Source organism: Vibrio sp. 10N.261.55.C5 (assembly GCF_041470505.1).
Taxonomy (GTDB): domain Bacteria; phylum Pseudomonadota; class Gammaproteobacteria; order Enterobacterales; family Vibrionaceae; genus Vibrio; species Vibrio crassostreae_C.
The window spans coordinates 67,134-87,812 of the sequence record NZ_JBFRMS010000050.1; the positions used below are offsets into that span (position 1 = coordinate 67,134).

17 protein-coding genes are annotated in these 20,679 nt (G+C 43.4%); 9 read left to right on the forward strand and 8 right to left on the reverse strand.

The window, feature by feature from the left end; all coding sequences use genetic code 11:
• Positions 1-120: 120 nt before the first annotated feature.
• The gene (locus tag AB4263_RS17725; protein WP_009845895.1) at positions 121-330 is read right to left on the reverse strand and encodes a hypothetical protein; all 210 of its coding nucleotides are present in this window, start codon (positions 328-330) and stop codon (positions 121-123) included.
• Positions 331-623: 293 nt separating this feature from the next.
• On the opposite strand from AB4263_RS17725, the gene AB4263_RS17730 reads away from it, so the two are divergent.
• The 3 genes from AB4263_RS17730 to AB4263_RS17740 all read left to right on the forward strand — a co-directional run bounded on the left by AB4263_RS17730 (position 624) and on the right by AB4263_RS17740 (position 4,654).
• A complete protein-coding gene (locus AB4263_RS17730) occupies positions 624-1,826 on the forward strand; it encodes a glycerate kinase (RefSeq protein ID WP_102398421.1) in 1,203 nt (400 codons plus the stop codon).
• A gap of 286 nt (positions 1,827-2,112) precedes the next feature.
• Complete coding sequence (locus AB4263_RS17735; protein WP_102398420.1) at positions 2,113-3,564, forward strand: catalase; 1,452 nt, start codon at positions 2,113-2,115, stop codon at positions 3,562-3,564.
• A 217-nt stretch (positions 3,565-3,781) separates the two neighbouring features.
• Positions 3,782-4,654, forward strand: coding sequence for a patatin family protein (locus AB4263_RS17740; RefSeq protein ID WP_065583767.1), 873 nt, complete (start codon positions 3,782-3,784; stop codon positions 4,652-4,654).
• A gap of 120 nt (positions 4,655-4,774) precedes the next feature.
• On the opposite strand, the gene AB4263_RS17745 is transcribed toward AB4263_RS17740, so the two are convergent.
• The gene (locus tag AB4263_RS17745; RefSeq protein ID WP_372098624.1) at positions 4,775-5,767 is read right to left on the reverse strand and encodes a 2-hydroxyacid dehydrogenase; all 993 of its coding nucleotides are present in this window, start codon (positions 5,765-5,767) and stop codon (positions 4,775-4,777) included.
• Positions 5,768-6,379: 612 nt separating this feature from the next.
• Positions 6,380-7,180, reverse strand: coding sequence for a ferredoxin--NADP reductase (locus AB4263_RS17750; RefSeq protein WP_372098625.1), 801 nt, complete (start codon positions 7,178-7,180; stop codon positions 6,380-6,382).
• Between the two features lie 332 nt (positions 7,181-7,512).
• Here AB4263_RS17750 and AB4263_RS17755 point away from each other — a divergent pair, with 332 nt between their 5' ends.
• Entirely contained in the window at positions 7,513-8,457 is a 945-nt protein-coding gene (locus tag AB4263_RS17755) for an acyltransferase (RefSeq protein ID WP_017063993.1), read from the forward strand.
• A 105-nt stretch (positions 8,458-8,562) separates the two neighbouring features.
• Here AB4263_RS17755 and AB4263_RS17760 read toward each other — a convergent pair whose 3' ends face one another.
• The 3 genes from AB4263_RS17760 to glgX all read right to left on the reverse strand — a co-directional run bounded on the left by AB4263_RS17760 (position 8,563) and on the right by glgX (position 13,391).
• Entirely contained in the window at positions 8,563-9,291 is a 729-nt protein-coding gene (locus AB4263_RS17760; RefSeq protein WP_372098626.1) for a tRNA (adenine(22)-N(1))-methyltransferase TrmK, read from the reverse strand.
• Between the two features lie 131 nt (positions 9,292-9,422).
• Positions 9,423-11,165, reverse strand: a complete 1,743-nt coding sequence (locus tag AB4263_RS17765) for a diguanylate cyclase (protein ID WP_372098627.1) — start codon at positions 11,163-11,165, stop codon at positions 9,423-9,425.
• A gap of 240 nt (positions 11,166-11,405) precedes the next feature.
• A complete protein-coding gene (glgX, locus tag AB4263_RS17770; RefSeq protein ID WP_372098628.1) occupies positions 11,406-13,391 on the reverse strand; it encodes a glycogen debranching protein GlgX in 1,986 nt (661 codons plus the stop codon).
• A 433-nt stretch (positions 13,392-13,824) separates the two neighbouring features.
• On the opposite strand from glgX, the gene lamB reads away from it, so the two are divergent.
• On the forward strand, positions 13,825-15,168 hold the full coding sequence (gene lamB / locus AB4263_RS17775; RefSeq protein WP_372098629.1) for a maltoporin LamB: 1,344 nt from the start codon (positions 13,825-13,827) through the stop codon (positions 15,166-15,168).
• A 77-nt stretch (positions 15,169-15,245) separates the two neighbouring features.
• Entirely contained in the window at positions 15,246-16,073 is an 828-nt protein-coding gene (locus AB4263_RS17780; protein ID WP_069597277.1) for a MalM family protein, read from the forward strand.
• A 66-nt stretch (positions 16,074-16,139) separates the two neighbouring features.
• On the opposite strand, the gene AB4263_RS17785 is transcribed toward AB4263_RS17780, so the two are convergent.
• Positions 16,140-17,909, reverse strand: a complete 1,770-nt coding sequence (locus AB4263_RS17785; protein ID WP_372098630.1) for an alpha-amylase family glycosyl hydrolase — start codon at positions 17,907-17,909, stop codon at positions 16,140-16,142.
• A gap of 156 nt (positions 17,910-18,065) precedes the next feature.
• On the opposite strand from AB4263_RS17785, the gene AB4263_RS17790 reads away from it, so the two are divergent.
• Positions 18,066-18,455 (forward strand): DUF1294 domain-containing protein, encoded by a 390-nt coding sequence (locus tag AB4263_RS17790; RefSeq protein WP_372098631.1) that lies wholly within the window; start codon positions 18,066-18,068, stop codon positions 18,453-18,455.
• Between the two features lie 55 nt (positions 18,456-18,510).
• Here AB4263_RS17790 and AB4263_RS17795 read toward each other — a convergent pair whose 3' ends face one another.
• Positions 18,511-19,095 (reverse strand): LysE family translocator, encoded by a 585-nt coding sequence (locus AB4263_RS17795; RefSeq protein WP_372098632.1) that lies wholly within the window; start codon positions 19,093-19,095, stop codon positions 18,511-18,513.
• A gap of 141 nt (positions 19,096-19,236) precedes the next feature.
• Here AB4263_RS17795 and AB4263_RS17800 point away from each other — a divergent pair, with 141 nt between their 5' ends.
• Positions 19,237-19,677, forward strand: coding sequence for an Lrp/AsnC family transcriptional regulator (locus AB4263_RS17800; protein ID WP_009845852.1), 441 nt, complete (start codon positions 19,237-19,239; stop codon positions 19,675-19,677).
• Positions 19,678-19,703: 26 nt separating this feature from the next.
• Positions 19,704-20,633 carry a LysR family transcriptional regulator gene (locus tag AB4263_RS17805; protein ID WP_065206692.1) on the forward strand — a complete coding sequence of 310 codons (930 nt, stop codon included), beginning with the start codon at positions 19,704-19,706 and terminating at the stop codon, positions 20,631-20,633.
• Positions 20,634-20,679 lie beyond the last annotated feature (46 nt).

The following is a 20,679-nucleotide window of genomic DNA, read 5'->3' on the forward strand; positions in this document are numbered from 1 at the left end:
GCTCCTAACGAAAAGAGAAAATGCAGCATATTGCCCCCCAATATGCTGCATTTTCATATCAACATGTCGCTCTAAACTGTTGAAGCTGAGGTTATGTCAATTTCGAAATAGTGGCTGTTCTTAAACAGCAATAGTCACATGATCACGGCCCACTTCAGCCATCTGAATCAGGTAGTCTGTGTGGTACTTCTTTTTGATGACGATTTGGCTACCGATTTCAGCAACAATCTTTACCACTTCCAACGCATCAGAAGGATGCAATGAAGAGTCTTTTGAAATTTCGATATTAACGCCTAAATTTGCCAATTTGATGATGTCGCTAGAATGCATGATGATGTCCAAGATGTTTGATTTTCGTGGACTATACCATCTTCAATTTATGCAACTCTACTCTGCCTATCCTAAAATTTCGGTCGATGCTCTCAATCTATGATTCCAATATGTAAGTAGTAGATCTAACTCACAAATTGCGGGTATCAATAACCTCAATGTGAGGGTGACGCTATGTGCTTAGTATTTACTTTATATACTGCCCCTATTAAGTGATTAGCTTGCTGATCTTCAATAGGGGCATTTTTGGATCGGGCACTCATCAAAATTACTAATCTTTTGGATCTCTCAGTATGAAAATTGTTATTGCACCAGACTCGTTTAAAGAATCTCTATCGGCTGTATCTGTGGCGGCGTGTATTGAAAAGGGCTTTCGTGAAATCTTCCCAGACGCTGAATACGTAACATTGCCTTTGGCTGATGGTGGTGAAGGGACTGTGGATGTATTGCTCCAAGGGCTTTTTGGTGAAAAGCGACATAGCCAAGTCGAAGGGCCGTTAGGGCAACCAGTCAATGCAGAATGGGCAATGCTAGAACCGTCGGATCAGAATCCTAAGAAAACGGCTTTAATTGAGATCGCCGCTGCCTCTGGTTTGGATTTACTTAAATCAGAACAGCGTAACCCGTTAATAGCTTCTTCATTTGGTACAGGGCAATTGATCTTAGAAGCCATTGAACAAGGTGCTGAGAGCATTATTTTAGGATTGGGTGGCAGTGCGACCAACGATGGTGGTGCAGGTATTGTTCAAGCGTTAGGTGGACGCTTGTTAGTTAGTAAAGGGCAAGATGGCAAAGGGCAAGATAGTACTGGACAAGAGCTTGGCCGAGGTGGTGCTGCACTTGCAGAATTAGCATCAATAGATCTTACAGGTTTGGATTCGCGCTATGCAGATGTCGAGTTGATTGTGGCATGCGATGTTGATAATCCATTGTGTGGCGATAACGGTGCCAGCCATGTATTTGGTCCGCAAAAAGGAGCGACACCTGAACAAGTCTTAATGCTTGATAAGGCGCTTGCGAATTTTGCTCAAGTCGCAGAAACGCAAGGTTGTGTAGACGGCGGTGAATCCGTTCAAAAGCGTATGGGTTATGGTGCGGCTGGTGGCTCGCCGATGGGACTTGGTTTGCTATTCAACATGCAAATTAAACCCGGTATCGAGATGGTACTGGACGTTTTGCAAGCCGATGATGTGTTGAAAGGTGCCGACCTTGTGATTACCGGTGAAGGGCAGATGGACAATCAAACTCTGCAAGGAAAAACACCTTATGGCATTGCCAAACGTGCGAGCTTACAGGGCATTCCAACCATAGGAATTGCCGGATCTTTAGGCACCGAAGTAGAAGCGCTTTACGGCGAAATGAGCAGCTTGTTTGGAACTGTAAGATCGCCACAAACTTTAGAAAAAGTATTACAAGAGGCGGAGCTTAACTTAACAAGAACGGCAAGAAATATCGCAGCGACTTTACGGTTAGGTCACAAAATATCTCAAAAATAGTGGCTTCTACGAGGTAGGCTGCGCCTAGCTTTGGTTTTCTTCGTGTTGTAAGTTCATGATTATTATATTGTAAATATTATTGTCAATATTGAATGATTATGATTTAGATCATTAATTTGATAGGTTTTATCCATGATAACGATAAATACAAACGATTATATTTTACTTTAGCCCAGGCGTATTCTATATCCTTAATTACTGCGTGGTTTTGTGTGATGAATAGCCACCATTCAGAAGTAAAGATGCAACAAAGATGGTGCATCTAAAAGGTAATAAGGAATAGATGATGAGTAAAAAATTAACTACAGCTGCGGGTTGTCCTGTTGCTCATAACCAGAATGTCCAAACTGCGGGTAAACGCGGTCCTCAACTTCTTCAAGATGTTTGGTTTTTAGAAAAAATGGCGCATTTTGATCGTGAGGTGATTCCAGAGCGTCGTATGCACGCGAAAGGTTCAGGGGCTTACGGCACTTTCACTGTGACTCACGATATTACTCAATACACCAAAGCTAAACTATTCTCTGAAATCGGTAAAAAGACGGATCTGTTTGCACGATTTACAACGGTAGCGGGCGAACGTGGCGCAGCGGACGCGGAGCGTGATATTCGCGGTTTCGCGTTGAAGTTTTATACTGAAGAAGGCAACTGGGATATGGTGGGTAACAACACGCCAGTATTCTTCCTTCGTGATCCTCTTAAGTTCCCTGACTTAAACCACGCGGTGAAACGTGACCCACGCACCAACATGCGTAGCGCGAAAAACAACTGGGATTTCTGGACTTCTTTGCCGGAAGCTCTGCACCAAATTACTATCGTAATGAGTGACCGTGGTATCCCTGCGACTTACCGTCACATGCACGGCTTTGGTAGCCACACGTTCAGCTTCATCAACGCTGATAACGAACGTTTCTGGGTGAAATTCCACTTCAAATCTCAGCAAGGTATTAAGAACCTTTCTGATGCAGAAGCGGCACAAGTGATCGGTGATGATCGCGAAAGCCACCAACGTGATTTGCTAGACAGCATCGATAACCAAGATTTCCCGAAATGGACGTTGAAAGTACAAGTGATGCCAGAAGCGGATGCAGCGAAGGTTCCATACAACCCGTTCGATTTGACTAAGATCTGGCCTCATGCAGATTACCCGTTGATCGAAGTGGGCGAATTTGAGCTAAATCGTAACCCGCAAAACTTCTTCGCAGAAGTAGAGCAGTCAGCATTCAACCCAGCGAACGTAGTTCCAGGTATCAGCTTCTCGCCAGACAAGATGCTGCAAGGTCGTCTGTTTGCTTACGGTGATGCACAACGTTACCGTTTGGGTGTAAACCATCAGCACATTCCAGTGAATGCGCCTCGTTGCCCAGTACACAGCTACCACCGTGATGGCGCGATGCGTGTCGATGGTAACTTCGGTGGCACATTAGGTTATGAGCCAAACAACGAAGGTCAATGGGCTGAGCAACCAGATTTCGCTGAACCAGCACTGAACCTAGATGGCGCAGCAGCACACTGGGATCACCGCGAAGATGAAGATTACTTCTCGCAACCGGGTGACTTGTTCCGCCTAATGACACCAGAGAAGCAAGCGATTCTTTTTGATAACACTGCTCGCAACCTAGGCGGCGTGCCAAAAGAGATTCAATTGCGTCACCTAAGACACTGTTACAAAGCTGACCCTGCATACGGTGAAGGCATTGGTAAACTGCTTGAAATCGACGTGAGCGAATTTAAGTCGTAATCAATCATCTTGATTCGTTAATTGAAAGGCCGTTGAGTGAATCACTCAACGGCCTTTTTTGATCTCGCTGTTTATTAAGCAACCCTAAATCATTGAAAAATTTAATAATCCACATTGATAGTTTTTACCTATCGAATTGATAAATCTATCCCATTATCTTTGTAAGAGTGATGGGATTATTCTACGACTATCAGTTTATAAAGTAGAAGAGTTTGAGATGAATAAGAGCGCATTAATCGTTGAAGGTGGAGCAATGAGAGGTATTTTTGCTGCTGGAGTTTTAGACGCCTTCATGCAAGACGATTTCCGTCCTTATGATTTTGCCATCGGCGTATCTGCAGGTGTGTCGAATCTGGTTGGCTACTTATCTCATGCACCAAAACGCAGTTATGATGTGATCACCACGATGGCGACGGATAAAACTTTCTTTAATCCTGCTCGCTTTGCCAAAGGCGGTAACTTGGTAGATGTTAAATGGTTATGGAACGAATCCAATCAACGTTATCCGCTCGATTGTGGTGAGTTGTTTTCAAGTATCCCACTCATTGCTGCTGTCACAAATGTCGATACGGGCAGTGCAGACTACTACCATATTAAGCCAGAAAACCTTTCTAATGTTGTTGAAGCAACAACGGCTTTACCTATCGCTTACCGTGAAACTCCGTGTTTCTCTGGTGGCTGTTATACCGATGGCGGTGTAGCCGATTCGATTCCGGTTCGTGAAGCATATCGCCGTGGCGCACGCGATATTACCGTGATTCTGTCTCACCCATTGAGCTACCGAATGAAGCCTCAAAAGCACCAATGGATGCTGAAGAAACTATTAAAGAAATTCCCGAATATTGCTGAGTCGATGGCGGTACGTGCTGAAAACTACAACCAGTCTCTGGAGTTCATTCGTAACCCACCCAAAGATGCGACTATTAAAGTGATAGCGCCACCTGAAGCCTTCGCGGTTAAGCGTTTAACTATGGATCAAAGTACTCTTAATACAGGTTACGAGATGGGCGTCAAAGCCGGTGAAGAGCACCTTGCTATTAGAAAAGGCGTTTATGGTTTAGACACTGAAGATTGTCATTTCTGCGTCTAGGAACGGTTTTAGAATACTGAATAAACGACGAAGCCACGCTGTTCACTTCAGAATAGCGTGGCTTTGTATCTGTAGACCTAGTTTGTTTTTAACTCAGCCTGCTGTTAACTCAATCTGTTATTAAACGAGTTCGTTGCCGCTGGTGTTGCCAGCAAAGAAAGCATCAACACTGGTGAGTGTTGTGTTCGCGATATTGAACAGAGCATCTTTGGTTAAGAAAGCTTGGTGACCTGTGAACAGCACGTTGTGACAAGCAGATAGACGGCGGAACACATCATCGACAATCACGTCATTTGATTTGTCTTGGAAGAACAGCTCTTTCTCGTTGTCATACACATCAAGACCAAGCGCGCCAATCTTACTCTGTTTAAGCGCTTCGATAGCAGCTGTGGAATCCAGTAGTTCACCACGGCTGGTGTTGACAATCATCACGCCGTCTTTCATCTTCTCAAACGCAGTCGCATCTAATAGGTGGTAGTTCTCTTTACTCATTGGGCAGTGTAGAGAAATCACATCAGACTCTTGGTAAAGTTCGTCGAGTTCAACGTATTTAGCGCCTAACTCAACAGCTAACGGGTTTGGATATGGGTCATAGCATAGGATATTCATGCCTAAACCCTTCAGAATTCGCATCGTCGCTAGGCCAATCTTACCCGAGCCAATCATACCGACCGTTTTACCGTGGAAGTTAAAGCCAACTAACCCCTCAAGAGAGAAGTTCGCATCACGAGTGCGTTGGTATGCCTTGTGTAGTTTACGGTTCAAACACATCATCATGCCAACCGTGTGTTCTGCTACCGATTCTGGTGAGTAAGCCGGAACGCGAACCACTTGCAGACCAAACTCTTTTGCTGCGTCTAGGTCGACCTTGTCAAAGCCCGCACAGCGCATCGCGATTAACTTGGTGCTGCCTTGAGCAAGAATCTCTAACACGTCTCGCGATAGGTCATCGTTTACAAACGCACAAACCACTTCGTTGTCGTGCGCCATTTTTGCTGTTGTTGTGGTGAGTCGAAAATCGTGAAAATGAAACTCAGCGTTGAGTTCGCCTTTTGCCAGTTCGAATGATTTTTCGTCGTATGATTTTGAGCTAAAAAAAGCAATGTTGAGCATGGCTTCCTCTCTTACCTAAAATATAAATAACCCACTGATTCATTCTCTGAAACGGGATTAAAACAAGGGCATGTTGACCTTTCGCGGTTAAGTTTTGTTCGAGATAAAATCGTTTTAATCGCGACGAGAGGTTTGCCGCCTAGTCATTCTAAGCAAAACCCTCTCAACAAAGAGTAAAACGATTTTAGCCGAACCCTTCGGGCAGTGTTTGTGGTTCCTTTCTACAGCGTTATCGAATTCTCATGTAGGCGAGCTACACGTCGAATTCTCTGCCTTGTATAAATAACCCACAAACGGCTGCAAAAATCAGCTCGATAGGTCAACATGCCCTACAACTCTGTTCAGTGTGCTAGAGTTTTTTTCTCTTGTCTATCACCATTAGTCATTGTAATTGCTATGGTTATTTGATCTTTTGTCTTCACTTATTGAACATTAAAAATCACATTACGAGGTTGCTTGCTTATAAGTTCATCAATATTGAATGAATCTTACTTTCAGGTGTGGAACGTTGAATTTTCCAGTGTGACGGAATACGTAAATGACTCATATAAAACCTCTTCTCTAACTGTTCTTTGAAAGTTGTGCTTCTGTCTAACGAGTGGCGGTTGTTATTTACCAGTAGTTCTCACTGCTGAATTGACCGGGTTTTCTGCGTAAGTGCTTTTCGAAACCTAAGCTAGTTAGCGCTTCGCTTGTGTCACGAACCATTTGCGGATTGCCGCAAAGGTAGAAAAAACTGCGGGTTTGATTGAAAGCGACAGACGCGGCTTGCTCGAGGTCGCCTCCAAGTAACAAATTTGGGATTCGTCCGCGCAAAGTTCCGGTAACTGATTCTCTAGAAATAATTGGCACATATTTAAGTCTCCCTTGAAAGTGATTAACGAGTTGAGTGATACGATCTCGATAAGTCAGGTCTTGCTCTGTTCTTACAGCATGCACTAGAACCAGATTCTTGAATGAAGAGGCTTTGTCTGAAGCCAACTCATTTTGCTGTATCTGCATGCTCTCAAGTATTGAGATAAATGGGCCTACCGCGGTTCCGGTTGAAAGCATCCATAGATCGTCGGCGATCTCTGGGATCTCATCTAATGTCATAAAGGCACTTGGGTCTTTCCCGACAAAGATGTCATCACCAGCTTGCAATTCGTGAAGTTGAGGCGAGAGCTGACCGTTCTGATCCTTAATAATCAAAAACTCTAGATGCTGATGTCCTTGCTCATGCTCTGGTGCATTCACCATAGAATAAGCGCGTCTCACAAACTCACCTTCGTTATTGAGCAAGCCAAGCTTAGTAAACTGACCTGCCTGATAAGAAGAGACAGGTGCACTAACCTGGAGTGAGAACAATTGATCTGTCCATTCTGTTTTGTTTAGGACTTTGCCTGTAACTAAACCATGAGGAATATCTGTCATATCATCCACCTTTAAGAAGAGAAGTTATCTCATTAAGGATACTCAACTATTTACACTTTAGAGTTGCATGTACCACGCCAATAATGAGAATGCTTATCAATACTGATTGAAGGTTAATTATTGGGTCGAATGTTGTCAAAAAGACAATATACTATTTGAGTCCAAATGACTCGTACATGTGTTTTTGGTTTCGTTTTAATAGACTTTAGCTGGTTGAACATCGTTAACATAGGTTGAGTGGTTTGACCCCTAGGATATTCAATCAATTACTGAAGAGAATAATTTATAGATGCGTATAATGGCGGCTTTCGTTCTCAATATAACTGTGTTTTATGCTTGATAATCTTCGTATGGCCTTGAACGTATTGTTCGTGACCATTAATACTGCATTCACCGCATTGGCTGTGAGCCTGTTTGCCCTAATCAAACTTATTTTGCCAATTTCTGTCGTTCAAAAATCATGCACTCGCTTAGCTAACTTCACATTCTGGTGTTGGGCTTCTCTTAATTTATGGATGTTGAACGCCAATAACGATATCGAATGGCAAGTGGAAGGGGGGGAAGATATTTCGACCAAGCAGTGGTATTTGATGATGTCTAACCACCTAAGCTGGGCAGATATTGTGATTTTGTCTTCAATCCTAAAAGACAAAATGCCGATGACGAAGTACTTCTTGAAACATGAATTGTTGTACGTACCATTTGTTGGCTTGGCCTGCTGGGGCTTAGATATGCCATTCATGAGACGCCACTCTCGTGAGTTCCTATTACGCAACCCAGAACGCCGTAATGATGATTTTAATGCAATCAATAAAGCGTGTACTAAGTTCAAATTAGCACCGACAACATTGGTTAATTTTGTTGAAGGGACTCGTGCAAACCACGAGAAACTGGCGTCAGCAAAGACCCCTTATCGCCACTTATTGAAGCCGAAAACTGGGGGCGTGGCATTTGCTTTATCTGCAATGGGCCCAATTTTGGATGGCATCGTGGATGTGACCTTAGCTTACCCTGAAAACCAAACCTCTCCGTTTGAAGATATGCTGAAGGGCAAAATGACTAAGGTCGTTGTGCGTATTAAATTGCATCCAATGGATGAGAACGTGAACGGTAATTACTTTGAAGATAAGGCTTTTAAACGTCGCTTCCACAATTGGTTGAACAGCACGTGGAAAGAGAAAGACGTCTACCTTGATACGGTTTATGGGGTTGATAAGCCTTCTGAGGTAGAGACAGTTGACGAGCCTGATGTGGCTTATAAGAAACAAGAACAGTAAGCTAAAACTGAATCGATAGCATTAATAAAGCCGATAGCTCATTGAACTATCGGCTTTTTTATTAATTTGACTTTCTTAATATTCAAACCATTAAGTTAGTACTTACTATGGCTTAACCGCCTGGTAAGCATCAATAATATGCTTTACTTGGCTAGGTTTGCCTTGCTTCTCTTGTCCTTGATGGATACGTAAGTAGTGCTGCAATGTTTTGGCTTTGTATTGCTGTGATACCTTCACTTGTTCATCACAACTTGGTGTCCAGATCTTGTCACCGACGTTTGATATCTCGCTAACGGTTTGGCTCTTTTCTGAATCACCGCGACTATTACTCACCAATAAAATCTCGTAGTAACGACGGTTCTCTTCAATCAACACTTCATCAATAAGACCAAAATGGATCGCCTTTAAATGGCTTCTCAACTCGAATTGCTGATGCACCGGACAAAGCAAGAAATCGATCGCTTTGTCTGGGTGTTGACGATGAATATCATCGACGAGCTTTTGAGTAAGATCGCCACCGACGCCCGCAATAATCACCAGGTGTTTGCCAGTATGTTTCTCAAGCGGGATAGCGGCGACATCCATACAGTAGACTTGCCATTGGCTAGTCACTTTCTGTTCTGCTATTGTACCTTGCGGAAAGTAACGCGTAAGTTTGCTTTCCAAATCGCTCATAAGAGACGGGACAATATCGACAAAGTGAAGCTGAGGTGCTTTGTTATCCGACAACAGTTGAACACCCAAGAAGCCGTGATCACAACAACAGTCCCAAATATGTTGGTAGTCATTGCTGACAAGGGAATGGAGAGTTTGCAGTCGGTTACTTAGCTTCATAAGGCTCGTGTCGTTAGAAAAGGGGTATTGTCGTGTTGAACGCGCATTGTAATGACTTTCCATAAAAACAAAAGCACCTAGGGTATGAATCCTAGGTGCTTTGTAGTGGCTACAGAAATGTAAGTATAGGTTTACGATGCTTTGGCAGCGGCTCTGATATGGCCTTCCACTCGGTTCTTACCAAGTTGTTGCGCGATAAGTTTCGCTTGTTCCGCCAGCGCTAAAGCTGAGTCTGTTTCACCCTCTATTTGCGAGTATCCCACGCTAACCCCTAGCGATAAGGTGATATCTGGAGTGACGATGGTTTTCTCCGCGATTGCGACTCTGCACTGGTCTAGCTGGAATTTGGCATCTTTCACATCATTGGCTTTGAATAATACTGCGAACTCCTTTCCTCCAACACGAGCCAAGCAAAGTCCCTTTGGCTTGGGGAAGTAACTGCGTATCGATTCTGCAGTCAGCTTGATCATCTTGTCGCCCACCGCTTCACCGTAGGCTCGGTTTACGTGGTCAAAGTTATCGATATCAAGCAGAGCGACATAGGTATCGGGCTCGCTCACGTAGTTTTCGATGGCGATGCTGAAACTGCTCTTATTGTCTAACTGCGTCATCAGATCTTTGCTGCTCAATTGATGTTGAAGCAGTAAGTTAGACAAAGAGACTTCAGTGTAATCACGGATCATTCGTAGAATACTCTGGCTGATCGGTAAGTTTACGTTTACGTACAACACTGCGATCAACTGCTGACGAGAGTGCAAAGGAATACAGTAATGACGTTGGTGTATTTTGAGTTTACACGCCAGTGGATCGGCGTACTTACCACTTCGGTAAGCCATAGTGTCCGGTGTAAATCGCTCTGCAAGGGCTTTGTCACAATGTACCGTGGATTTGTTTCCGTGATAGTCGATGGTAGTGAATGCGTGGTTCTCAAGCTGATAGAGACAGAATTGAATGCCTTTTTGGTAGGTGAAACTATCCAGTATGGATTTTAACTCTCGCTTAAAGCTTACAAGGTCATCGACTTTATTCAGTTGCGACAAGGACACGTTCAAACGATAAGCCAGATAGTTGGCACCAATCCACAATAGCAGGAGTGAGCCCAGTACTAAGCCCGTCAACGTAAATTGATGTGAGCTGGTTAAGATGTCATGGCGGTCAGTGCCCGCAATGAACACCCAATTTAAGCTGTTGTCTGCGTCAAATACCGATATTTTGAAGTTATCTTGATAGTAATATTCGTGCTTACCAACGGTTTCACCTTGTGAGAGTTGGTGGCTGATCCCTGCATGGAAGCTGATGGATTTAGAACCGATACGTTGTGGATCCGGGTGGAATACCAGTCGCTCTGTTGCTCTGTCTACAACAAATACATAGCCATTATTAAGCGTTTTTAAATCTCTTAAACCTTGCGTGGTATGCATTAAATCAAACTCAATCCATATTTCTTCGTTGAGCTTTTCTGCAGTGTGTTTAACGGCGAAAACCCATCGTCCATCGGCTTTTTGGTAAACGGAAGAGATGTAAAAATCTTCTACAACACCGTCTATTGAATGCCATTGTATTGTGGCGATTTGTTCATTGGAAAGAGGAAGGCCACGAGTGGAGACATAATGTTGGGAGTTAGGTTGGTATCGAACGATATCGGAGAAATTTGGTGTTCTTCTTAGAATATTACCACTCAATTCTCTGAATTTTTTATCACCGATTGGAGCCGTTTTAGGCAAGCCTAGACTGGTTTCTAAAAAATAGAGTTTGCCGAATGTGGCTTCGATGTTGGAACGAATGGTAGAGCTTGCGATACGAATGTTTGATGATGATTGTTCTGTTGCTGCTGTTTCTACTTTTTCAAGCTGAGTCATAGCAAGATAGAGCATCCCTCCAGTTAATAAAATAATGTATGGTTTAAAAAGCCGAATTAATGTTTTAGGTAAAGCCATGATATCCAAAGACGTTATAGATTCATTTTTATAGTACGGCAATACTAAACAGTTTCATTAACCACATCAATGCAAATGATTCCATATGGATGAATGATTTTTGTGATATTCAGCTAACAAAAAAGCCAGCTGTAAATATAACTGGCTTCTATGGTTTTCGGTGTTTTATTAAGCTGACTAAGCTTTTGCTTTAATCAAATCAGCCTGATCTGGCGAATAGTGCAAAATTGCCATCGAAGTTGGCGACAACAACATTTCACCTTCTGCATGACCGGGTTTTACATTTCGTAAGTTGGTATCACAAATGGTGACCCAGTTTTGGTCGCGATCAGTCGGTAACGAGAATCGAGCGGGTGCGTTGGTTTGGTTTATCAAATAAATCAATTCGTCACCGTCTTTGCCAATACCTAAGTGCAGCGCAACAGAGCTTAAACGATTCCAATCATCATGCTCCATGAGTGTGCCATCGACACGGCTCCAGAAGATGCGGTTCGAGTTGCGTTTTTCTCCGCTGAACGCCTTAATAAAAGGCACCATATATTGTTGACGTGCAGAGATCATTTCAGCTAACCAAGTCTTGAAATAAGTTTTTCGCTCAGAATCTTCCCAGTTAATCCAGCTAGTTACACTATCTTGACAGTAAGCGTTGTTGTTGCCTTTTTGAGTGTGAGATAACACATCAGCTGTCAGAATATGTGGAATGCCAAAGGCAAACAACAGACTCGCCATGAAGTTACGTTTCTGTTTTTCGCGTGTGGCAACAACCAATAGGTTTTCGGTTTCCCCTTCAACACCGTAGTTATCAGAGCGGTTATCACCGTGTCCATCTCGGTTGTTCTCGCCGTTATCTTCATTGTGCTTGTGTTTGTAAGAGACAAGATCTTGCATTGTGAAGCCGTCGTGATACGTGATGTAGTTTACGGTTAGTCTGTATGGCCAGTGTGCTGCGCTGTAGATATCGCGAGATCCCATTAAGCGCGTCGCAAACTCTTTTAGATAGCCTTGATCACCGCGCCAGAAGCTACGTGTGATATCACGCAGTTTGTCGTTACATTCATTCCAGCCTAGTGGAAAGTTACCTACTTGATAACCGTTAGGGCCAATATCCCACGGTTCTGCAATCAACTTGGCCTCTTTGAGCACAGGATCTTGAGCAACGGCTTTGAAAAAAGCAGCTTCAGGGTTGTAATTATCGCCTTCACGTCCCAGCGTCGCGGCCAAATCAAAACGGAAGCCGTCGACTTTGAATTCACTCACCCAGTAACGAAGCGTATCCATCACTAAGTTGAGTGCGGGCTGGTGGGTGAGATCTACTGTGTTTCCACAACCCGTGAAATTCGCATAATGGCAGCCATGTTTAATGTAGTAGCGGCTATCGAGTGCTTTTAGGTTGAAGGTGGTTCCGCCTTCCCCACCTTCTGCTGTGTGGTTGTACACCACATCTAGAATGACTTCGATGCCATTGCGATGCAGCTCACGAATTGCAGTTTTGAGTTCATTAACAGCGTCTTTTTCTGCGTAGCGAGGGTCTGGCACCATGAACAAATATGGGTTGTAACCCCAATAGTTCACTTTATCCATGTCCAAGAGATGAGGCTCATGCATACATGCGGCAATGGGCAAAAGCTGTAGAGAGTTGATATTTTGCTGTTTGTAGAACGCAAGCACTTCAGGGCTCACTAACCCTAAGTAGCGTCCTTTAGTATTGGCAGCCACTTCTGGGTGCAGTTGAGATAGACCTTTTACATGCGTTTCAAAAAGAACGGTATCTTCGCGGCTAATGCGTGGCTTTTCTACATCTTGCCAATCGAAGGTGTCATCAACAACGACACATTTCGCCATAGCAAAGCTTTTTTCATTGGTATATGGCGTGACGTAATCGAGCAGTTCGCTTATTGCTTTGGCATACGGGTCTGAAAGCAGGATAGGGCCATTGTCCGTTTCGGCAATGAAGCCGTATTTTTGCCCCGCTTTAATACCATCAATAAAGACATATCTGATATCAGCGTATTCATTTTCCAATTTATAAGTGGTGAATTCGTCGTTCTCGTCAAAAAGAGCGAGTGAAAGAGATTTACAGTCAGGAGAATAAATAGAGAAGTTGCAGCCAGTGTTACCTAGCGTTGCGCCTAGCGGATAAGGGCGAGCGAGCGTTCTAGTCATTGCTTGATTTCTTGTTCGTTTATCAACATCAGTGAACTATTAGTAAAAGGCTTTGTCACAGTAAGGTCAAGCAACTTCACAGATTAATTACGGTAAAAAAATAATTCATCGATGAAGTTCAAATTATATATTTGAGCTAGATCTCACTTATGTTGAATAATTAGATCTGTGTGCTGTCTACTCCTCCTATATTAAGTGATCTACCTCTTTAAAACACCATTCTGTATATTTTCTACTCCCCTCTAGTCCCCCTTAATTAACTTAGGGGCGGAGGAAGTCAAACTTGTCATCCCCTCTTAATATTGACCCCGTTGAAACGAATCAGGGGAAACCCTAAACCTCTCTATCTTACGACTACCATTACTGCCTTTGGTTGCCGCAAGAGAGCAAAAATATAAAAACCTAAAATAAATCGTCCTTAATGGAGTTAAGAATGAAAAAAGTAAGTTTGATTGCTGCAGCAGTGGCAACTTCGCTAGCTGCTGGTTCTGCGTTCGCTGTTGATTTTAGTGGCTACGTACGTTCTGGTATTGGTCTTAGTGGTAATGATGGGGAAAACCTAGGTTACGAAAAAAGTAAATTAGGTCGTTTGGGTAACGAGAATGATACATTTTTCGAAGTAGGCCTAGGTCAAGAGCTATACAACGAAGATGGTGTGAGCTTTTATCTAGATTCTCTAATTGCACACGCAGTCGATGGTGATAACGATTGGGAAGCAAGTGACTCTGCACTTCGTGTGATCAATGTTCAAGCAAAAGGCTTAATTAAGTCTGATGCTGACGCTACTATGTGGGTTGGTAAGCGCTACTACCAACGTCGTGATGTCCATATTACGGATTTCTACTACTTGAATACTTCAAGTGGTGCAGGTGTTGGTGTCGAAAATTTATCTTTAGGTGGTGGTAAACTATCGACAGCTTTAATTACTGATGAAGGCTCTCAAGCTGGTGCGGCAACTTATGGTTACGTCGCTGGAAATGACAAAGTTAATCCAGACCAAGACCCTGGTCAGGTTTGGGCTCAAACTGGCTACGGATCTGAAGATGTAAGTGCATATATTTTAGACGTTCGCTATGCTGGGATCGATCTTTGGAGTGACGCGAGTTTGGAACTAGCAGCTGCGTATAACTTCGCTCACGAGAAGAAAGACCAAAATGCTGTTGGTGACGATGGCGCATTACTTTCTGCAATCGTTCATCAAGGCTTAGATAACGGCTTTAACCAAACTGTATTCCAATATGGTACAAATTCTTACGCAGCCCAAATGCCAGGTTTAGGTGGTGGTAATAACTACGACCGTTCTGGTGCTAATAATGATGCAGACGGTTTCCGTATTATCAACTGGGGTGTAGTTGGAATGGGGGCTAACTGGGAAGTTGGCCACCAAATCATGTTTGCATCAGCATCTGATGTAGGTACTTCTGACTCATTCAAGAATAACTACGACTCTGCTACTGGCGCATATGTTGATACAACAACAGTGGCTGGAACTAAGTTTGACCACACTTTAGCTAATATCGTTGTTCGTCCTGAGTACAAATGGGACAACAACATGAAAACTATATTTGAAGTTGGTTACTACGCTGAAGAAAAAGATAACGTAGACTATGCAGCTTCTAAATATACAGTTGCACAAGCATGGGGTGCTGGCTCAAGCTTCTGGGCTCGTCCTGAGATTCGCTTGTTTGCTTCTTACTTCGTAGACCATGAAGGTACAGCTTTTTCTGGTGAAGATTCTGAAGTTAGTATTGGCGCACAATTCGAAGCTTGGTGGTAATGTATAACCTAAGTTAGAAAATTAATTTATAGCCGACGCGTAAGTGTCGGCTTTTCCATATTTCGATTGGAGTGTTCATGAAGATTAATAGTATCGCATTACTATGCAGCTTATTGGTAACTGGCTGTCAAAGTACCCAAGTAGTAGATTTTTCACAGCCTGATATGATGACTGTTAGCAGTATCGAACAACTGCAATCTCAAAAATTAAACTTGCCTAGTTCAACAAAGATTATTATCTCTGATTCAACTCAGAACCTAGATACGAATGATATAAAAAGTCCAACAATTAAAATTGAGTTACCAATTTATCAAGGACCTCTGAGCGTTGAATTGACCAGCTATATTGAGGAGAGTGTTTTCTCTCCTCTAGCTAAGATTGTTGATGGAGAAGGGCATGAAATACTTACAGTTCCGGCTTCTAGCTTTAACTATGAAAAGCCGCATTTAGGGCAAGGAAATCGCTTAATTTCAGAGTTCTCTTTTTTCCCGCCAAGTAATATAGAAAATGCTTACCTATTGGTTTATACGGACCACAGCGAGCTAGAAAAAGTAACTGATATTATTCATCCAGCTCGCTTGGATGCAGAAGCTAGAGGGAATTATTTCCCAGAAGCAAAAGATATACCCGTGCCTCATGTAAAAACAGGTGAGCTGTTGGTTGATATCCATCCGTATACATCAGGCTCTTTTTTCGGGTTGAATTCAAAAAACAAAGAAGAAAATCTAAGTCAACTAAAACCAGTTGAAGCAAATAGTGATACCAAAACTTACTATTTTAGTTCGATTGAACAAGCCGTCGCTAAAAATGATATACCGAAGGCATTAGCTTTGTTAGAAGAAGCTAAAGCTCTTAATATTGAAGGCGCACAAGAAGTATTTGTAAAAGCCGTTAATAAAAAGTAGCAATAGACCCCTAACACCCGAAGCAATTATAGATTTTGGCTAACTTCGGGTGTTTCCCTTCTTCTTTTATTCAGTTTTTAGTACCCAAGCCAAAGACGCCAGCGGTTTCAATTCAATATTAAAACTGCCAACACTGTTCTCAATGTCGAGCACTTGTTGCGCTATGCCTTCAATATATTCATTGAGTATGTAACGACCATCAACTAATTTGAGTTTTTGGATTACATCACTTGGAATCTTTAAGTGAATATTTTCAGTGGTATGTTGGCTGAAATTAGCTGCAACAATGGTTAGCTCTTGGTGGTCAGAGCGCAGAAATGCGTAGACTGAATCACTTAAGTTACAGCACTGGTGTAAGTCTTGGTAATCACCTGTTATCGATGAGTGCTCTAGCGAAAAGTTCATTACCTTTTGATAGAAGTGACGCAGCTGCTTTTCGTTTTCGTCTAATAGCCCGCCATCGAATGCGCCGTGGTTCATCCACTTTTGGTGTTGTGGGACTCCGATGTAGTCAAATATGGAAGTTCGTGAGGGCTGTCCAAAGCCTGCATTCTCCGCACCGGGTTCTCCGACTTCTTGCCCAAAGTAGATCATGGTTGGAGAGCTGCTCAATAGAGCGCTAACTAGCATCGCAGGCTTTGCGATATGTGGATTGCCTACAAACTCTGGTGAGGCGATTCGTTGTTCATCATGGTTATCCAAGAAGTGCAGCATGTGATGTTCAATATCCATCATTTGATGTTGGATTTTGGGGATGATAGCCGTGGAAGTATTGCCTAGCATGATGTCTTTTAGACCGTCGTACAGATCTACTTTGTCATAGAGGTAGTCCATTTTGCCTAAGTGAATGTATTCACGGTACAAGTCCGGCTGATACACCTCTGCCATCAGAAAGGCATCGTGGTTTTTCATCTTTATTGATGAGTTGAGGTAGCTCCAAAACTCAACTGGCACCATTTCAGCCATGTCGTAACGGAATCCATCAATGCCTTTGTCTAACCAGAACAAGGCGATGTCTCGGAATTTAATCCAAGAGTCTGGCACATCCACGCCTTCCCAGAAGTGGTAATGGTCTAGGTGGTCACGCTGTACATAGCCTTTGGGTAGCTTAGGGAAATCTTTTGAACCGTCAGGGCGCACACCGTAATTAATCTTTACGGTTTCATACCAATCGTCGAAATTAGGTTTAGCTAAGCGTGATCCATTGCCCGTCCATTTGGCTGGCGTCTCTATAAACGGGGAGCTTAGGCTAGGGTGCTGTTCACCACCTAGCGGCGTAAAGGCGGGCTCTATGTCTGGCAATTCAAAGGTGCTGTTGGGAATATAGTAGAAGTTATTGTCTTTGTGGTATTCCAGCGTTGTGTCATCTTGAGCGCCGAAGTCACTGACACCTTCTGGGTTGTTTAAGCCTTTATAATGACGCGCAACGTGATTCGGTACGATATCGATAATCACTTTTAAACCATTGTCGTGACTTCTTTTGATTAGTGCCTCGAACTCCTCTAGTCGGCATTCAGGGTTGTCTGCGAGATCTGGGTTTACGGAATAGTAGTCTTTGACGGCATATGGTGATCCCGCACGGCCTTTTACCACGCTAGGGTGATCGTCTGAAATACCAAGGTGCTTGTAGTCATTGATGAGCGCATGATGTGGCACTCCGGTATACCAAATATGAGTCATACCGAGTTTGCGGATTTCAGACAGCGCTTTGTCGGTAAAATCACTGAACTTTCCGACGCCATTTTGCTCGATTATGCCCCATGGAACATGTTGGGTGTTTTTATTGCCAAATAAACGCGTAAAAACTTGGTAGATGGCGTACTTTTGGTTGTACATATTTATAATTCCTTTAACTTCCATCATGTTATGTAGGGATGAAAGGGCTTGTTTATTCTTTGCAGGCTAACCGAATTACAATATGCCTTACTCATCCTTATCAAAATCTACAGGGCGTAATTGCTACAGTATGTGAGCTGTTGCTCAAAAGGAGTCATGTTGTCTTCATCTATTCAAATCGTTATCACTTATTTGGTTCTGGTGGCGGTGTCTGTGTTGTTTGCGGAAAGTTCTAAAGCGCTGTTGGTGTGGTATTTGGTTATCGGTTTCGTGACGTTTTTTGTGTACGCGAAGGACAAGCGAGCAGCGATCAATGGCAATTGGCGTGTGCCAGAGAAAACTCTGCATATTTTTTCTGTTGCTGGTGGTTGGCTAGGGGCGTTAATCGCTCAAGATAAGCTGCGTCATAAAACGCAAAAACAACCGTTCAGAGCGATTTATTGGCTGACTGTGTCAATGAATGTAGCAGCGTTTGTGTGGACGTTAACACCGAGCGGGCAGGCGTTATTTGGTCGTTGGCTTAGTGAACTTGTGGGTTATTTATAAAGAGAATAACGGTTAGCACAGGAGTACCAACCGTTAAAATACAGAAGTTATTCGACTAGAGCATCGGAATGGTCGATGCTAGAAGCAAGCCAGCCATACCGTAGTTGAAGCTTTTAATGCGGACTGGTGTTGTTAACCAGTGTTGTAGTTGCCTGCCTGCTGCCGTCCAGAAGGTCACAGAAGGCAAGTTGGCGAGCGTGAAGATACCTGCGATGATCGCAAGCTCCCACCATGAACTGCCGCTGCTATAGACTGAAATTGCCGTCAGCGCCATCGACCAACCTTTCGGGTTCACCCACTGAAAACTTGCCGCGCCGATGAAGGTCATTGGCTTATAAGCCTCGGTGCTTTTGGCTTTGCCGCTCAATGCTATCTTAATTGCAAGGTACACGAGGTAAGCAAGGCTTAGGTATTTCAAGATTTGGTGAGTAACTGGGTACGCGTTGAAAATGCCCATTAAACCGAAGCCAACCAGCAGCAACATGGCTGCAAACCCTAGAGCAATGCCAAGCATGTGTGGAATAGTACGGGCAAAGCCAACATTTGCTCCTGATGTCATGAGCATGATGTTATTTGGACCTGGTGTGAAGGTCGAGACAAACGCAAACAAGGCAAGTGCGCTAAGTTGTTCTAAAGGCATTATGGTTCTCCAGCAGTAAAATGAACGAAGTGACTGACCGGTCATGACTTTCACGTGTTGAGAAACATAGTAGGTGGAAAGTGAGGCAATTATGTGCTTTTATTTCCTCAATTATCACTTAATGCACAATAATAAGTACTTATGGATAGATTTGACGAAAGGATATTGCAAGAGCTTAAATTGGACGGCAGAATCTCCAATATTGAGCTTTCTGAACGAATTGGTTTGTCGGCTTCAGCGACCTTAAGGCGAGTACAAGATCTCGAGCGTAAAGGGATCATTCAAGGTTACCGTGCAGTTCTGGATAATGGCCTGATGGGCGTTGGCTTTATTGCTTACGTTTCGATTGGGTTATCAAGCCATAGCAAAGCGGCTCAACTAGAGTTTGAACAGCATGTCAGCATGGAAAAAGAGGTGGTGGAGTGCCACAACATTACTGGCGCCAACGAGTACTTGCTAAGGGTAGAAACCAAAGACCTACCGGGCTATAAGAAGTTTCATGCCGATGTGCTTGGGGAATGTGCTCAGGTGCAATCTATTACGACTATGGTTGTGATGGACACCCCTAAAGACGAACGCTAGTCGAGTTTTATTTCAGGAGAGGCGCAGTGCCAAATACCAATCAGTTGTTATTGTTCTTAGATGTGGTTCAACAAGGGTCGTTTACCAAAGCGGCAACCTTGCACGATATGGACAACTCATCACTCTCTAAACAGATCAAAAAGCTCGAGCAAGATTTAGGTGTTCAGCTACTCAATCGCTCTACGCGTTCGTTCTCGTTGACGTCGGCAGGGGAAGATATTCTTGCGCAAACCTATGTGCTGAAAGACACCATCAATCAGATCCAAGGCATTGCAGATTCATACCAGTCAGAGCCCAAAGGTGTACTGCGAATTACTTCACCGATCTATTTTGGGCAGCAATATCTGCAACCTATCATCACTCAGTTCATGAGAAAGTACCCGGATGTTCAGATCGTACTCTCACTAGACGATAAGATCGCCAACATTATTGCTGGGCAGTTTGATATCGCGTTTCGCTTCAGTAAGCTTGTTGAATCGAATTTGATTGCGAAGAAGATTGCCGACAGCAACTTTATGTTGGTCGCGTCAAACGATTTTGTTAAGGAGCATGGTGAGCCTAAGACGCCACAAGATCTACTCGCGCTACCTGCCGTGATTTATACCAATGGTGATATGACGGTCGACCACCTGCGTATCAGTGAAGAGCCGGGAGGTAATACCTTCCAGAGCCTAACGATTCGTGGCAACTACAAGGTCAGTGATGTTCGTACTATGGTGTCTTGTGTGAAAGATGGTCTAGGTTATGGCTTCCTTGATCAATCAAACCTGTATGCCTCAATGAAAGAGCTTGGCTTGGTTACTTTGCTTCCGGATTATCCGATCTCTACGATTGATACCGCAATCTACGCTGTGTATCCGCACCGTAAACAGACCAAACTGGTCAAAGAGTTCATTACCACGGTTCAAGACTATATCGGCTCTCCAACCATTTGGGAGAAGATGCAGCAAGGTTAGCTGGATCTCTAATCGTTCAAACATAAAAAAGGAGCCAGAACGTCGA

Bases quoted from the DNA above. Each gene is read 5' to 3' on its own strand.
- AB4263_RS17725 (WP_009845895.1), bottom strand. From the start codon at position 330: ATGCATTCTAGCGACATCATCAAATTGGCAAATTTAGGCGTTAATATC.
- AB4263_RS17730 (WP_102398421.1), top strand. From the start codon at position 624: ATGAAAATTGTTATTGCACCAGACTCGTTTAAAGAATCTCTATCGGCT.
- AB4263_RS17735 (WP_102398420.1), top strand. From the start codon at position 2,113: ATGAGTAAAAAATTAACTACAGCTGCGGGTTGTCCTGTTGCTCATAAC.
- AB4263_RS17740 (WP_065583767.1), top strand. From the start codon at position 3,782: ATGAATAAGAGCGCATTAATCGTTGAAGGTGGAGCAATGAGAGGTATT.
- AB4263_RS17745 (WP_372098624.1), bottom strand. From the start codon at position 5,767: ATGCTCAACATTGCTTTTTTTAGCTCAAAATCATACGACGAAAAATCA.
- AB4263_RS17750 (WP_372098625.1), bottom strand. From the start codon at position 7,180: ATGACAGATATTCCTCATGGTTTAGTTACAGGCAAAGTCCTAAACAAA.
- AB4263_RS17755 (WP_017063993.1), top strand. From the start codon at position 7,513: ATGCTTGATAATCTTCGTATGGCCTTGAACGTATTGTTCGTGACCATT.
- AB4263_RS17760 (WP_372098626.1), bottom strand. From the start codon at position 9,291: ATGAAGCTAAGTAACCGACTGCAAACTCTCCATTCCCTTGTCAGCAAT.
- AB4263_RS17765 (WP_372098627.1), bottom strand. From the start codon at position 11,165: ATGCTCTATCTTGCTATGACTCAGCTTGAAAAAGTAGAAACAGCAGCA.
- glgX (WP_372098628.1), bottom strand. From the start codon at position 13,391: ATGACTAGAACGCTCGCTCGCCCTTATCCGCTAGGCGCAACGCTAGGT.
- lamB (WP_372098629.1), top strand. From the start codon at position 13,825: ATGAAAAAAGTAAGTTTGATTGCTGCAGCAGTGGCAACTTCGCTAGCT.
- AB4263_RS17780 (WP_069597277.1), top strand. From the start codon at position 15,246: ATGAAGATTAATAGTATCGCATTACTATGCAGCTTATTGGTAACTGGC.
- AB4263_RS17785 (WP_372098630.1), bottom strand. From the start codon at position 17,909: ATGTACAACCAAAAGTACGCCATCTACCAAGTTTTTACGCGTTTATTT.
- AB4263_RS17790 (WP_372098631.1), top strand. From the start codon at position 18,066: ATGTTGTCTTCATCTATTCAAATCGTTATCACTTATTTGGTTCTGGTG.
- AB4263_RS17795 (WP_372098632.1), bottom strand. From the start codon at position 19,095: ATGCCTTTAGAACAACTTAGCGCACTTGCCTTGTTTGCGTTTGTCTCG.
- AB4263_RS17800 (WP_009845852.1), top strand. From the start codon at position 19,237: ATGGATAGATTTGACGAAAGGATATTGCAAGAGCTTAAATTGGACGGC.